At 63.4% G+C, this 14,153-nt stretch carries 11 protein-coding genes; 9 read left to right on the forward strand and 2 right to left on the reverse strand.

The window, feature by feature from the left end; all coding sequences use genetic code 11:
* Positions 1–149: 149 nt before the first annotated feature.
* Positions 150–2,510, forward strand: coding sequence for an ATP-dependent helicase (locus VWY34_RS08970; protein WP_340545030.1), 2,361 nt, complete (start codon positions 150–152; stop codon positions 2,508–2,510).
* Positions 2,511–2,845: 335 nt separating this feature from the next.
* Here VWY34_RS08970 and VWY34_RS08975 read toward each other — a convergent pair whose 3' ends face one another.
* Positions 2,846–3,064, reverse strand: a complete 219-nt coding sequence (locus tag VWY34_RS08975; RefSeq protein WP_340545031.1) for a DUF1127 domain-containing protein — start codon at positions 3,062–3,064, stop codon at positions 2,846–2,848.
* Between the two features lie 328 nt (positions 3,065–3,392).
* Here VWY34_RS08975 and VWY34_RS08980 point away from each other — a divergent pair, with 328 nt between their 5' ends.
* The 8 genes from VWY34_RS08980 to mraY all read left to right on the forward strand — a co-directional run bounded on the left by VWY34_RS08980 (position 3,393) and on the right by mraY (position 12,850).
* The gene (locus VWY34_RS08980) at positions 3,393–4,463 is read left to right on the forward strand and encodes an Mrp/NBP35 family ATP-binding protein (protein WP_416545350.1); all 1,071 of its coding nucleotides are present in this window, start codon (positions 3,393–3,395) and stop codon (positions 4,461–4,463) included.
* 698 nt (positions 4,464–5,161) lie between these two features.
* The gene (mraZ, locus tag VWY34_RS08985; protein ID WP_340545033.1) at positions 5,162–5,665 is read left to right on the forward strand and encodes a division/cell wall cluster transcriptional repressor MraZ; all 504 of its coding nucleotides are present in this window, start codon (positions 5,162–5,164) and stop codon (positions 5,663–5,665) included.
* Between the two features lie 3 nt (positions 5,666–5,668).
* Entirely contained in the window at positions 5,669–6,673 is a 1,005-nt protein-coding gene (rsmH, locus tag VWY34_RS08990) for a 16S rRNA (cytosine(1402)-N(4))-methyltransferase RsmH (protein WP_416545352.1), read from the forward strand.
* Positions 6,673–7,047 (forward strand): cell division protein FtsL, encoded by a 375-nt coding sequence (gene ftsL / locus VWY34_RS08995; RefSeq protein WP_014874069.1) that lies wholly within the window; start codon positions 6,673–6,675, stop codon positions 7,045–7,047. The genes rsmH and ftsL overlap by 1 nt, the downstream gene beginning before the upstream one ends.
* Positions 7,044–8,831 carry a peptidoglycan D,D-transpeptidase FtsI family protein gene (locus tag VWY34_RS09000; RefSeq protein ID WP_416543597.1) on the forward strand — a complete coding sequence of 596 codons (1,788 nt, stop codon included), beginning with the start codon at positions 7,044–7,046 and terminating at the stop codon, positions 8,829–8,831. The genes ftsL and VWY34_RS09000 overlap by 4 nt, the downstream gene beginning before the upstream one ends.
* Before the next feature lie 15 nt (positions 8,832–8,846).
* On the forward strand, positions 8,847–10,331 hold the full coding sequence (locus VWY34_RS09005; RefSeq protein ID WP_416539195.1) for a UDP-N-acetylmuramoyl-L-alanyl-D-glutamate--2,6-diaminopimelate ligase: 1,485 nt from the start codon (positions 8,847–8,849) through the stop codon (positions 10,329–10,331).
* Positions 10,328–11,740, forward strand: a complete 1,413-nt coding sequence (locus VWY34_RS09010) for a UDP-N-acetylmuramoyl-tripeptide--D-alanyl-D-alanine ligase (protein WP_416545354.1) — start codon at positions 10,328–10,330, stop codon at positions 11,738–11,740. Before VWY34_RS09005 ends, VWY34_RS09010 begins: the two co-directional genes overlap by 4 nt.
* Positions 11,741–11,767: 27 nt before the next feature.
* Positions 11,768–12,850 carry a phospho-N-acetylmuramoyl-pentapeptide-transferase gene (gene mraY, locus VWY34_RS09015; RefSeq protein WP_061048820.1) on the forward strand — a complete coding sequence of 361 codons (1,083 nt, stop codon included), beginning with the start codon at positions 11,768–11,770 and terminating at the stop codon, positions 12,848–12,850.
* Positions 12,851–13,181: 331 nt separating this feature from the next.
* On the opposite strand, the gene VWY34_RS09020 is transcribed toward mraY, so the two are convergent.
* The gene (locus VWY34_RS09020; RefSeq protein ID WP_340545038.1) at positions 13,182–14,096 is read right to left on the reverse strand and encodes a glutaminase; all 915 of its coding nucleotides are present in this window, start codon (positions 14,094–14,096) and stop codon (positions 13,182–13,184) included.
* Positions 14,097–14,153 lie beyond the last annotated feature (57 nt).

The raw sequence follows: 14,153 nt of genomic DNA on the forward strand, positions 1-14,153 counted from the left end.
TGTTAATCGTTAACCTAAATTCCGGTGTCTCGGGGTTTAAACTACTGAAGATTTTCGGGATTTGCTCGGTTGACCTGTTGCGGATGTCTGCGGAACAGACTGTGAACGCCCTCTTTCCGCCGGGATTGAATCACGTTAATGTCCTGCCCATGAGCAGTTTTGACGATATCGACCCCTATGAGGGGATTTCGCTGTCCGCGCGGGCCATGGCGGCGCGGCCGATGCCCTATCTTGACGGGCTGAACCCCGCACAGCGCGCCGCCGTCGAATGTCTGGAAGGTCCCGTGCTGATGCTGGCAGGGGCCGGCACCGGCAAGACCAAGGCGCTGACTGCGCGGATTGTCCATCTGCTGACCACCGGCACGGCCAAACCAAACGAGATCCTTGCCGTGACCTTCACCAACAAGGCCGCGCGCGAGATGAAGGAGCGCGTCGCCGGAATGCTGGGGCAGGCGGTTGAGGGGATGCCTTGGCTTGGCACCTTCCACTCGATCTGCGTGAAACTGCTGCGCCGTCACGCCGAACTGGTCGGGCTGAAATCCAATTTCACCATTCTGGACACCGACGATCAGATCCGGCTTCTGAAACAGCTGATCAAGGCCGAAGGCATAGATGACAAACGCTGGCCTGCGCGGATGCTGGCGGGGGTGATCGACGATTGGAAAAACCGCGCGCTGACGCCTTCCCGGGTGCCGGTCGCGGATGCCAGCGCCTATAATCACCGTGGCGTGGACCTCTATGCGCAGTATCAGGTGCGGCTGAAGGATCTGAATGCGGTCGATTTCGGCGATCTTCTGCTGCACATGGTCACCATCTTTCAGGACAACCCGGATGTGCTGGAACAATACCAGCGCTGGTTCCGCTTTATCATGGTGGACGAATATCAGGATACCAACGTGGCCCAGTATCTCTGGCTGCGGCTTCTCGCGGGCGCGCATAAGAACATCTGCTGCGTTGGCGATGACGATCAGTCGATCTATGGTTGGCGCGGGGCCGAGGTGGGCAATATCCTGCGGTTTGAAAAGGATTTTCCCGGCGCCAATGTGGTCCGGCTGGAACAGAACTACCGCTCGACCGAACATATTCTCAGCGCCGCCTCCGGGGTGATCCGGGGCAACAGCGGACGTCTGGGCAAGGAACTCTGGACCGAGGCACGCGGCGGCGAAAAGGTGCGTCTGATCGGCCATTGGGACGGCGAGGAGGAGGCTCGCTGGATCGGCGAGGAGATCGAGGCGATGCAGCGCGGCACCCGTGGCCTTGCCCCCATCGACCTCAACAATATGGCGATTCTGGTGCGGGCCTCGCATCAGATGCGCGCCTTTGAAGACCGCTTTCTGACCATTGGTCTGCCGTACCGGGTCATCGGCGGGCCGCGCTTCTACGAGCGGCTCGAAATTCGCGATGCCATGGCCTATTTCCGGCTGGTGGTCAGCCCGGAGGACGATCTGGCGTTTGAGCGGATCGTCAATACCCCCAAACGTGGTCTTGGCGACAAGGCACAGCAGACCATCCAGACCATGGCGCGCAGCAATGGCGTCTCATTGGTCGAGGGGGCGCGGCTTGCGGTGGAGAGCGGCCAGATCAAGGGCAAGGGCGGCAATGCCCTGCGCCAGCTGGTCACCGATCTTTCCCGCTGGGGACGTCTGGCGGGCGACGCCGACATGACCCATATGGAGCTGGCCGAAACCATCCTCGACGAGAGCGGCTACACCACCATGTGGCAGACCGACAAGAACCCGGATTCGCCGGGCCGTCTGGAAAACCTCAAGGAACTGGTCAAGGCGCTGGAGGCGTTTGAAAACCTGCAGGGCTTCCTCGAACATGTCAGCCTGATCATGGACAATGACAAACAGGATGCGGCGCAGAAGGTCTCCATCATGACGCTGCACGCCGCCAAGGGGCTGGAATTTCCTGCCGTCTTCCTACCCGGCTGGGAGGATGGTCTCTTTCCCTCGCAGCGCTCGATGGATGAAAGTGGCCTGAAGGGCCTCGAGGAAGAACGCCGTCTGGCCTATGTCGGTATCACGCGGGCCGAGGACATCTGCACGATCTCCTTTGCCGGCAACCGCCGTGTCTTTGGTCAGTGGCAATCGCAGCTGCCCTCCCGTTTCATTGATGAGCTGCCCGAAGAACATGTCGAGGTGCTGACCCCGCCCGGTCTCTACGGCGGCGGCTACGGTGCGGCGGCCCCGGGCGGTTTCGGGGGCGTGCGCTCCACGATTGAGGATCGCATGGCTTCTGCCGATGGGTACAACTCGCCGGGCTGGAAACGCATGCAGTCCCGCGCCGGAGAGCGTGGTCTGTCCCAGCCCAAGGAAAGCAAGTCCAGCGTCATCGACCTCACCGCCACCTCCGCCTTCACTGCCGGTGAACGGGTGTTCCACCAGAAATTCGGCTATGGCGCGATCACCGCGATCGAGGGGGACAAGCTGGAAGTCGCATTCGAGAAGGCCGGCACGAAAAAGGTTGTCGCCCGTTTCGTCACCGCAGCAGAGGACGTGCCGTTCTGACCGCGCCGACTGCGGGTCTGATCCAGCACCGATAGATCCCCGCCATCGGCAGGCGGGCACCAGCTCGGGCGTCGGCAGTTTGCCGGCGCCTTTTTTGCGTCCTGTCATCAATGGGAGGCGCTGCCGATCAGGCAATCAGGCACAAAAAAACGGCGGTGCCAGGGAGGAGGAGGGCACCGCCGTTCTGTACAACACCATACCATCAGGGAGGAGGAGGCATGGTGTATCAGGGTCCGGCTATGACGCCGGTATAGGGTGCGGTGACATCAGGGAGGAGGAGGATGTCACCGCGATAGCAGGCTCCCAAGGGAGGAGGAGAAGAGAGCCTGATCTCTTTATTTCGTGCCGTATGCGGCCTCATAGGCGACGCTGCGCAGCATGGAGCGGCTCAGCCCCAGGTCAGCCAGCTCGCGACCGGAGAGCGTCGACAGCTCATCCATGGTCTGGCGATACAGCCGGTAGCGTGCAATCTTGCCTTTCAGCTCGTCGAACATGGCGCGCGGGCTGAAGGCCAGAGCGCCTTTGCGGGTTGTGATATTGTCAACAGCGGCCATCGGTGTTGTCCTTAACGTCTATGAATGTCTGGCCGTTCCCGGCCTCTCTTGGCCTCATAAATATGATAATGCTGCACACGCACAATCCCTGAAAGGGGCATTTCTGCTATGCAGCAAATGCATGGGTTTCCTTGCGGAAACCGGGTTGATCTTGCCGAGGTATGCGCCAATCGGTGTGCTGATGCCTAAATTCGCGGCAGGCGGCAAACGGGCAGGCTACAGGCCGCGCGCAGATTGGGGCCGACCGGGAGCCTGTGCAGGGTCCGATGCGGTCTTGGGCTTGTCGGCCGCAGGTCTTATATGGCGGGTAACCAACAGGAGACAGGCCATGACCCCCACCCAGGATGAGATTCGCGACGCCCTTGCGCGGCTGCAACTGCCCGATGGCGGAACGCTGGTCTCGCGCGACATGCTGCGCGCGCTGATGGTGGAGGGAGGCCGCGTCAGCTTCGTGATCGAGGCGCCCAGCCCGCAGATCGCCGCCCAGATGGAGCCGCTGCGCCGTGCCGCCGAGGCAACCGTTCTGGCGCTGCCGGGGGTGGAGAGCGTCTCCGCGGCGCTGACCGCCCACTCCGATACCGCCGCGCGGCCCGCGCCGACCCTGAAACTGGGCGGCCACCCCAAGCCGCAGCAGGGGCCGCTGAAACCCAGCGGGGTGAAACGCATTCTCGCCGTCGGATCGGGCAAGGGCGGCGTGGGTAAATCCACCGTCAGCGCCAATCTCGCCGTGGCGCTCACCCGGCAGGGGCGCAAGGTGGGCCTGCTCGACGCTGACATATATGGGCCCAGCCAGCCACGTATGATGGGGGCGAGCGGCCGCCCCGCCAGCCCTGACGGCAAGATCATCGAACCGCTGCACGCCCATGGCGTCACGCTGATGTCGATCGGCTTCATGGTTGACGAGGCCAAGGCGGTGGTCTGGCGCGGCCCGATGCTGATGGGCGCGCTTCAGCAGATGCTGGGGCAGGTGAACTGGGGGGAGCTTGACGTGCTGATCGTCGATCTGCCGCCCGGCACCGGCGATGTGCAGCTGACCTTGTGCACCAAGGCCGAGCTGTCCGGCGCCATCGTTGTCTCCACCCCGCAGGATGTGGCGCTGCTGGATGCGCGCAAGGCGATTGACATGTTCAACACCCTGAAAACACCGGTGCTGGGCCTGATCGAAAACATGTCCTTCTTTGCCTGCCCGGATTGTGGCGGCGAACATCACATCTTTGGTCACGGAGGGGTTGCTGCCGAGGCTGAGCGCATCGGGGTGCCCTTGCTCGGGGCGCTGCCGATTGATCTTGAGACCCGGCTGGCCGGTGACAATGGCACTCCCATCGCTGCCGGTGACGGTCTGATGGCCGAGGCCTATGCAAAAATGGCCGAAGGTCTGATCCGCGGCGGCATGGCCTAGATCGCGAAGTTGAAACGCTCCCGGCGCTGCTGGGAAATCATGGGCCGCGTGGGAATTGATGGGCCGTGTGGGAAATTATGGGCGGCGTTGAGACATTTTGGCCCGCTTTCCCGAATCACTGTGCTGTTCTGGCGTGATTTTCAGGCGATATCGCCCGGATCACGGGATTTGCCCCGGTCCAACTGCCACACGCACCCGTGAACGGAATGTGAACATTCTGATTCTCCAGACTCGCTCTCAAAATTTCTGGGAAATCATGGCACTTTTTCCAAAACAGATGTGACCCTACATATAGTGGCCTTTATGGTGGCTTAATCTACCACTGGACGTATCTGCGATTCTTTCCCGTAGAATCGGCGCGTCGTTATCTAGATGTGCAGATGTGGTCCATAAAAAACAGTTGTCGCCCACGTATTCCCATAGTATCCCTAGTTCATCGAATGAGACGAAGAGCAGGGGCACCAAACGACCCCAACCAAGACTACTAAGAAGCAGGTTTCATACAGGCCTTCGCTTTCATCGAAAATAGAGAGATCCGGCGCGCGAGCGAGCAGACATCCCCCCAGGTGGCGCGCGCAGTCGGACACCCCGCAAGTCGGGACAAGGAGGCGGGTTGATCAGTGGCAGCAGATCAGCCCGCCCCTTTTGCTTCTGGGGATAGCTTCGGCACGAGGGACGCTGAAAAAAGGGACGATAGATTGGGCCGTAGGTTCAGAGGTGAAAGCCACCACAAGGTGGATACAAAGGGGCGGGTCTCGATTCCGGCCTCCTTTCGCCGTGTTCTGGAAGCGGGCGACCCCAACTGGCAATCCGGCAGCAACCCCGAACTGGTCATCGTCTATGGTGATCACCGCCGCAATTTCCTGGAATGCTACACGATGGAGGCGATCGAGGAAGTCGACGCCAAAATCGACGCCTTGCCGCGCGGCTCGATGCCGCGCAAGATGTTGCAGCGCATGTTCCACGGTCAGTCCTTCCCGACCACTGTTGATGAAACCGGGCGGCTGGTGCTGCCCGCCAAGCTGCGCAACAAGATCAATCTGGAGGCCGAGGCGTTCTTCATCGCCGCCGGCGACACCTTCCAGATCTGGAAGCCTGAAACCTATGAAGAGGAAGAACTGGCAAAATCCGAGGAGTGGCTGGACGATCTGCCCGAGGACTTTGACCCGGCGGAGTTCCTCGATGGCGCCGGAGGCGCTTGATCCATGACAACGGACCGCCCAACCTCAACCGGTCCTCACGTACCGGTCCTTCTGCGTCCGCTGCTGAAAGCCGTGGCGCCGGTTTCCGGGCGCTGGCTTGATGGCACCTTCGGGGCCGGGGGCTACAGCCGGGGCCTGTTGGAGGCGGGGGCCGATCACGTGATCGGCGTTGATCGCGATCCGCTGGCCTTTGAAATGGCTGAAAGCTGGATCGGCGACTATGCCGGCCGCCTGACCCTGCAACAGGGGGTGTTTTCCCGCATGGATGAATATGCGCAGGATCTCGACGGCGTCGTCCTCGATCTTGGCGTCTCCTCCATGCAGCTGGATCTGGCCGAACGCGGCTTTTCCTTCATGCGCGACGGGCCGCTGGATATGCGGATGTCGCAGGATGGCCCCTCTGCCGCCGATCTGGTCGCGGAACTGGACGAGGCGGCGCTGGCCGATATCCTGTTCCTCTTTGGCGAGGAACGCGCCAGCCGCCGTATTGCCCGCGCCATCGTGAAGGCCCGCATCGAGGCGCCGATCACCACGACACTCCAGCTCGCCGGAATCATCGAGAGCTGCCTGCCGCGCTCCAAACCCGGCCAGTCACATCCGGCAACCCGCAGTTTTCAGGGTCTGCGCATCGCGGTGAACGCCGAATATGAAGAGCTGTTCGAGGGGCTGCTGGCCGCCGAACGCGCGCTGAAACCCGGCGGCCTGCTGGCGGTTGTGACCTTCCATTCCATCGAAGATCGCATGGTCAAACGCTTCTTCCAGCATCGCGCGGGCAAAACCGGTCGCGCCAACCGCTACGCCCCCGAGGTCGAGGAAACGCCGTCGCAATTCACGCTGGTCACCCGCAAGGCCGTCGGGCCGGACGATCAGGAGCTGGCGGACAACCCGCGCTCCCGCTCCGCCCGGCTGCGCGTCGGTCGCCGCACCGGGGCCGCGCCGATTGCGATCAGCGCCAAGGATATTGGCATGCCGCAGCTGAAACAGGCGCAGGCAAGAGAGAAACGCTGATGAAGACCCTGCTTTATATCGCCACCTGTCTCGCCGTCTTTGGGCTGGCTTTCTGGGCCTACCGCGAGAATTACACCACTCAGCAGGTGCTGAAGGAAACCCGCAGCCTGCAACGCCAGATCGGCGCATCGCAGGTCCGGCTCAGCGTGCTGCGCGCCGAATGGGCCTATCTCAACCGTCCCGACCGGCTGCGCGAACTGGCGGAACTCAATTTTGATCGCCTCAGCCTGCTGCCGCTGCGCCCGGAACAGTTTGGCCGCGTGGATGAGGTCGCCTATCCGCCGCAGGAGGATGAGCTGCTGGATTTTACCAATGGGGTTGAGGTTTCCTCGCTTGGGGCCAATGGGCAGACCGCAACGGGGACACAGCCATGATCCGCACGCCGCTACGCCCGCTGGCGCGGATCCTGACCGCGCGCGCGCGGGGCGAGAACCCGGATGCCATAGAACGCGAAAACCTGCGCCAGCGCCACGCCGAGATGCAGGCCCATGCCCGCCAGCGCGCCGAGGGGCGGCTGCTGGTTCTGGGCATGTTCTTCCTCTGCGCTTTCACCGCGATTGGCGCCCGTATGGCAACGCTGGCCACCTCGGAGCCGGTCGAACCGGTCGCCAGCGCGCCGGGCAGCGCCATTGCCATGCAGCGCGCCGATATCGTCGACCGCAAGGGCCGCATTCTGGCAACCAACTTCGAGACCCATTCGCTCTATGCCCAGCCACCGCAGATGGTCGACCCGGAAGGGGCGGCGCGGCGTCTGGTGGAGATTTTCCCCGATCTGGAGTTGGAACGCCTGCTGAAGGATTTTTCCGGCAAGCGTAAGTTCATCTGGATCAAGAAAAAAATCAGCCCCGAACAGAAACAGGCCGTCCATGACATCGGCGATCCGGGGCTGCTGTTTGGTCCGCGCGAAATGCGTCTTTACCCCAATGGCAGCCTGGCGGCCCATGTGCTGGGCGGCGCCGGTTTCGGCAAGGAAGGCGTCAGCGCTGCCGAGGTGATCGGTGTTGCCGGGGTCGAAAAACAGTTCGACGACTATCTGCGCGACCCGGCCAACGGCGGGCGGCCCTTGCAGCTCTCGCTGGATCTGACGGTGCAGGCGGCATCCGAGCGGGTGCTTTTCGGCGGCATGAAGCTGATGAACGCCAAAGGCGCCACCTCGATCCTGATGGATGTTCACACCGGCGAGGTGATTTCGGTGGTGTCGCTGCCGGATTTCGATCCCAATGACCGCCCACGTCCGCCGACCTCCGGTTTCGATCCCTCCGACAGCCCGTTGTTCAACCGCGCGGTGCAGGGGGTCTATGAACTGGGCTCGACCTTCAAGATTTTCACCGCAGCTCAGGCCGTTGATCTGGGGCTGGTGAATTCCGAGACCATTATCGACACCTCCGGTCCAATGCGGATCGGGCGCTTTCCGATTGGCGAGTTCCACAACAAGAACTACGGCAAGCTGAGTGTCGCCGATATCATCGTCAACAGCTCCAACCGGGGCACCGGGCGCCTTGCGCTGCAGATCGGTGCCCAGCGGCAGCAGGATTTCCTGCGCGCCATGGGGATGTTTGATCCGACGCCGATCGAAATCGCCGAGGCCGCAGGCGGTAAGCCGCTCAAACCCAGCAAATGGGGCGAGCTGAGCACGGTGACGATTTCCTATGGGCACGGGCTGTCCACCAGCCCGATGCATCTTGCAGCCGGTTATGCGGCCATCGCCAATGGCGGCCAATATGTCAGCCCCACCATCCTGCGCCAGAAGGGGCCGCAGCTGGGCCACCGGGTGATGTCGGCTGAGGCGGCCCGTCAGGCCCGCGCCATGCTGCGCAAGGTGGTGACCAGCGGCACCGCTTCCTTTGGCGAGGTTCCGGGTTATCAGGTGGGCGGCAAGACCGGCACCGCCGATAAACCCAAACCACGCGGCGGCTATTACGAAAGCAAGGTCATCGCCACCTTCGCCGCGATGTTCCCGGCCCATGATCCGAAATATGTGCTGGTGGTGACGCTGGATGAACCCTCGGTCATCGCCCATGGCGAGGAGCGCCGCACCGCAGGCTGGACCGCTGTGCCCGTCGCTGGCGAAATGATCGGTCGGATCGCGCCGCTGCTTGGCCTCAGACCGCAAGTTGAACCGGATGAGATGGCTGCTATAACCCTCACCTCAAACTGATCAGGTGGGGTTGCTATGGGCACCATTGAAAACCGTCCTCTTAGCCAGCTGGGGCTGACCGCTCGCGGCGGTGTCGATCCGACGATCCATGGCATTGCCGTGGACAGCCGCAAGGTGGTCGAAGGGGGGCTGTTTGCAGCCCTTCCGGGCAGTCAGGTGCATGGCGCCAAATTTGTGCCCGCCGCTCTCGGCAATGGGGCGGCTGCGATTCTCACCGATGCGACAGGCGCGTCGATTGCGGCGGAGCTGCTGCGCGAGTCGACCGTGGCGCTGGTGGTGGTCGAAGACCCGCGTCAGGCGCTGGCCTATGCCTCGGCGCTGTGGTTCGGCGCACAGCCCGAAACCATGGTGGCAGTGACCGGCACCAATGGCAAAACCTCGGTGGCGAGCTTTGTGCGCCAGATCTGGGTGGAGCTGGGCCATAAGGCGGTGAACCTCGGCACCACGGGGGTTGAGGGCGCCTGGAGCCATCCGCTCAACCACACCACCCCGGAGCCGGTTACCCTGCATGACGCGCTGGCAAAAGCGGCGGCGGCGGGGGTTACCCATGCCGCAATGGAGGCCTCCTCGCACGGGCTGGATCAGCGGCGTCTGGACGGTGTGCATCTGGCGGCGGCGGGGTTCACCAATTTCACCCAGGACCACCTCGATTACCACGAGACGTTTGAGGCATATTTCGCCGCCAAGGCGGGCCTGTTCCGCCGGGTGCTGCCCGATGATGGCGTGGCCGTCATCAACATGGACGACCCGCGCGGCGCCGAGATGCGGGCGGTCGCCGCTGCGCGCGGGCATGAGGTGATATCGGTCGGGCGCGGTCTCGGTGATCTGAGCCTTGTCGGTGCGCGTTATGACGCCTCGGGGCAGGACATGCGCTTTACCTGGCATGACCGGCCTTATCAGGCGCGGCTCAACCTTATTGGCGGCTTTCAGGCGGAGAATATCCTTTTGGCCTGCGGTCTGGTGATTGCAAGCGGCGAGGACCCGGATGCGGTCTTTGCGACGCTGCCGCATTTGCAGACCGTGCGCGGCCGGATGCAGCTGGCGGCCACGCGCGAAAATGGCGCGACGGTTTTTGTGGATTACGCCCATACGCCTGATGCCGTGGCCACCGCGATCAAGGCACTGCGCCCGCATGTGCTGGGTCGGCTGGTCGCCATTGTTGGTGCCGGTGGTGATCGCGATGCCGCCAAACGCCCGCTGATGGGGCAGGCGGCGCAGGACAATGCCGATCTGGTGATCGTGACCGATGACAACCCCCGCAGCGAGGACCCGGCCGTGATCCGCGCCGCCGTCAAGGGCGGCGCGCCGGATGCGATGGAAGTTGGCGACCGGGCCGAGGCGATCCTGCGCGGCGTTGATGCGCTGGGACCCGGCGATGCCCTGCTGATCTGCGGCAAGGGCCATGAAACCGGCCAGATCGTTGGCAGTGATGTTTTGCCCTTTGATGATGTGGAGCAGGCCAGCATGGCGGTCGCGGCTCTGGACGGGAGGTTGGTATGAGCCTTTGGACAGCTGAGGAGGCGGCAGCGGCCACCGGTGGTCAGGCGATTGGCGACTGGAGCGTGAATGGCATCTCCATCGACACCCGCAGCATTGCGGCGGGCGATCTCTTTGTGGCGCTGAAGGCGGCGCGCGATGGCCATGACTTCGTGGCGCAGGCGCTGGAGAAAGGTGCTGGTGCGGCGCTGGTCTCGCGCAGGCCCGAGGGCGTCGGTGACGATGCGCCGCTGTTGCTGGTGAATGACGTGCAGGCCGGGCTGGAGGCTCTGGGCCGGGCAGGTCGTGCGCGCACGGATGCACGGGTGATCGCGGTCACCGGATCGGTCGGCAAGACCTCGACCAAGGAAATGCTGGCGCGGATGCTGTCCGATCAGGGGCGCACCCATGCGGCTGTTGCCAGCTATAACAACCATTGGGGCGTGCCGCTGACGCTGGCGCGGATGCCGCGGGACACCGAATTTGCCGTCATTGAGATCGGCATGAATCACCCCGGTGAAATCAGCCCGCTTGCCAAACAGGCGCGTCCGCATGTGGCGATGGTCACCACCGTGGCGCCGGTGCATCTGGAGGCCTTTGACGGGATCGAGGGCATCGCCGCCGAGAAAGCCGCCATCATCGACGGGCTGGAGCCGGGCGGTGTTGCGGTGCTGAACGCCGATATTGCCGAGGCTCCGATCCTGCACTCCGTTGCCGAGGAGGCTGCGCGCCCTGCGCAGTGGTTTGGCACCGGTCAGGGGCCGATCGTGCCGGGCTATCGCCTGACCGGAACCGCCTCACGCGGGGATGAGACAGAGGCCGAGGTCACGCTGCCGGATGGGCAGCGATATCGCCTGAATATCCAGTCGCTTGGCGCCCATTTTGCGATGAACGCGCTTGGCGCGCTGGCCTGTCTGGCGGCGCTGGGTCTGGATCTGGCCAAGGCCGTGCAAAGCCTGTCGCTCTGGTCGCCGGTCACCGGGCGCGGGGCGCGTGAAACCGTGACGCTTGGCGCGGGGCGGGGCGAGATCCTGCTGCTGGATGACAGTTACAACGCCAATCCGACCTCGGTCGCGGCGGCGCTGGCGGTGCTGGCCGCGACCCCCTGCGCGGGGCGGCGGATTGCCTATCTGGGCGATATGAAGGAGCTGGGACCGCAGGAGGCCGAGCTGCACGCGGCCCTTGCCGATCTGCCCGCGATGGCGGATCTCGATGTGGTGCATTGCATCGGCCCGCTGATGGGGGCACTCCATGCGGCGTTGCCTGCGGACAAACGCGGTGGTCACTATGCCAGCAGCGGTGATGTGCAGGCGGAACTGGCGGGTCAGATCGCGGCGGGGGATGTGGTTCTGGCCAAGGGGTCGCTCAGCATGGCGCTGGCCAAGGTTGTTGACGGCATCCGCGAATTGGGCCATGGCGAGGCCACTTACTGAACTTTGACGAACTGAGGACCGGCTGACATGCTCTATTGGTTAACCGCGCTGTCGGATGGGGGCGATCTTTTCAACCTCTTCCGCTACATCACCTTCCGCGCGGGCGGGGCGTTTCTGACGGCGCTTCTGTTTGGGTTTCTGTTTGGGCCACCGCTGATCAATGTGCTGCGCAAGAAGCAGGGCAAGGGTCAGCCGATCCGTGATGACGGCCCCGAAGGGCATCTGGCAAAGGCCGGTACGCCCACCATGGGCGGGCTGCTCATCGTCGGCGCGCTGGTGACGGCGACGCTGCTCTGGGCGCGCTGGGACAATCCCTTTGTCTGGCTGGTGCTGTTTGTGACGCTGTCCTTTGCGCTGATCGGTTTTGCCGATGATTATGCCAAGGTCTCCAAGCAGAACACCGCAGGCGTACCGGGCAAGCTGCGGCTGGCGCTTGGGATCACCATTGCGGTGATCGCCGCCCTCTGGGCCTCGGCCTATCATCCGGTGGAGTTGCAGAACCAGCTGGCGCTGCCGGTGTTCAAGGATACGCTGATCAACCTTGGTCTGTTCTACGTGCCGTTTTCGATCTGCGTGATCGTCGGCGCGGCCAATGCGGTGAACCTGACCGATGGGCTTGACGGGCTGGCGATTATGCCGGTGATGATCGCGACCTCGACCCTTGGGGTGATTGCCTATGCGGTGGGGCGTGTGGACTTTACCGAATATCTGGATGTGCATTACGTGCCCGGCACCGGGGAAATCCTGATCTTTGCCGCGGCGCTGTTTGGTGGCGGTCTGGGCTTCCTTTGGTACAATGCGCCGCCAGCGGCGGTGTTCATGGGCGATACCGGCTCGCTCGCCCTTGGCGGCGCCTTGGGCGCCATCGCGGTGGTCACCAAACACGAGCTGGTGCTGGCGATTGTCGGCGGGCTGTTCGTGGTGGAGGCGCTGTCGGTGATCATTCAGGTGCTCTATTTCAAGCGCACCGGCAAACGGGTCTTCCTGATGGCGCCGATCCATCACCACTATGAGAAAAAGGGCTGGGCGGAGCCGACCATCGTGATCCGCTTCTGGATCATCTCGCTGATCCTCGCGATGATTGGTCTGGCCACGCTGAAAGTGCGCTGAGCCACGCCGGATCGCCGCCGCGCAGGTCATCCTGCGGGGCGGTGTGCCGATATGGTCTGATATCTGAAACCGCTCGGGGCTGAAAATGCTTCGGGCGGTTTTGCGTAAGAAGAAGGCGGCGCCGCCGGAGGGGCGGAGGGTGGATGACCTTTGCCAGGGGTCATCTCCGTCTGTCGGCCTGTGCGGATCCCCATACGCCCGGAGTCTTGACCTTGAAAGGGTCAGTTGGGCGGGGACGTTCTCCTGATCTTGGTGTTGCAACGGATGTGAGCATAACGCTGCCGCCTGAACGGATGGTAAGCCCTGCGTGCGCCGGGCTGGCAACGGCGGCTCAGAACACCGACCAGTCCATCTCTCGCGCCAGCCGCTCCATCGCTTCGGTGCCCAGTTTCGAATTGCCGTTGCGGTCCAGCCCCGGCGACCAGACGGCGATGCTGGCCTTGCCCGGTACGCTGGCCAGAATACCACCGCCAACCCCGCTTTTGGCGGGCAGGCCGACGCGATAGGCGAACTCGCCCGAGCCATCGTAATGCCCGCAGGTCAGCATCAGCGCATTGAGCCGTCGCACCCGGTCCAGCGAGACCAGCCGCGGACCGACACCGGCGCCGATCAGGAAGCGGCCGGCACGGGCCAGCTGGGTGGTGGTCAGCTCGGTGGCGCAATGGTGGAAATAAGTGCCGAGCACCTTGTCCGGGTCATTCTTGAGATTACCGCAGGAGGCAAGGAAATGGGCATGGGCGAAATTGCGGTGCCCATGGGCGGTTTCGGAGCGGGCAACCGCGCCATTGATGTGGATATCGTCATCCTCGGCGGCGGCGCGGATAAAGCCCAGGAATTCGGCCAGCGCATCGCGCGGTTCGCGGCCCGCCAGCACCTCATCCGTGGTGACAATGGCGCCTGCATTCACAAATGGATTGCGCGGGCGGCCGCGTTCATGTTCCAGCTGCACGATGGAGTTGAAGGCGGTGCCGGAGGGTTCGCGACCAACCCGCTGCCAGAGCTGATCGCCGGAGCGCCCGAGCGCAATCGCCAGCGTAAAAAGCTTGGTGATGCTCTGGGCCGAGAACCGCGTGGCGGCATCCCCGGCGCTGTAGATCTGGCCGTCGGCGGTGGCCACGGAGATGGCAAACTGGTGGGGATCGACTTGCCCCAGTTCGGGAATGTAGCTGGCCACGTCGCCCCGGTCGGGATCGTCGCGAAGATCGCGGTTGATGGCATCGAGGATCTGCTGCAATCGCGCGTCCATGGCTGTGGGGCCTCCCAATTTTTGGCCGACACTAGCCGGGTGTCGGCGGACTGGCAA

The organism is Phaeobacter sp. JH20_02 (genome assembly GCF_048056915.1).
Lineage (GTDB): Bacteria > Pseudomonadota > Alphaproteobacteria > Rhodobacterales > Rhodobacteraceae > Phaeobacter > Phaeobacter bryozoorum.

Bases quoted from the DNA above. Each gene is read 5' to 3' on its own strand.
- VWY34_RS09020 (WP_340545038.1), bottom strand. From the start codon at position 14,096: ATGGACGCGCGATTGCAGCAGATCCTCGATGCCATCAACCGCGATCTT.
- VWY34_RS08980 (WP_416545350.1), top strand. From the start codon at position 3,393: ATGACCCCCACCCAGGATGAGATTCGCGACGCCCTTGCGCGGCTGCAA.
- VWY34_RS08970 (WP_340545030.1), top strand. From the start codon at position 150: ATGAGCAGTTTTGACGATATCGACCCCTATGAGGGGATTTCGCTGTCC.
- rsmH (WP_416545352.1), top strand. From the start codon at position 5,669: ATGACAACGGACCGCCCAACCTCAACCGGTCCTCACGTACCGGTCCTT.
- VWY34_RS08975 (WP_340545031.1), bottom strand. From the start codon at position 3,064: ATGGCCGCTGTTGACAATATCACAACCCGCAAAGGCGCTCTGGCCTTC.
- VWY34_RS09010 (WP_416545354.1), top strand. From the start codon at position 10,328: ATGAGCCTTTGGACAGCTGAGGAGGCGGCAGCGGCCACCGGTGGTCAG.
- mraY (WP_061048820.1), top strand. From the start codon at position 11,768: ATGCTCTATTGGTTAACCGCGCTGTCGGATGGGGGCGATCTTTTCAAC.
- ftsL (WP_014874069.1), top strand. From the start codon at position 6,673: ATGAAGACCCTGCTTTATATCGCCACCTGTCTCGCCGTCTTTGGGCTG.
- VWY34_RS09000 (WP_416543597.1), top strand. From the start codon at position 7,044: ATGATCCGCACGCCGCTACGCCCGCTGGCGCGGATCCTGACCGCGCGC.
- VWY34_RS09005 (WP_416539195.1), top strand. From the start codon at position 8,847: ATGGGCACCATTGAAAACCGTCCTCTTAGCCAGCTGGGGCTGACCGCT.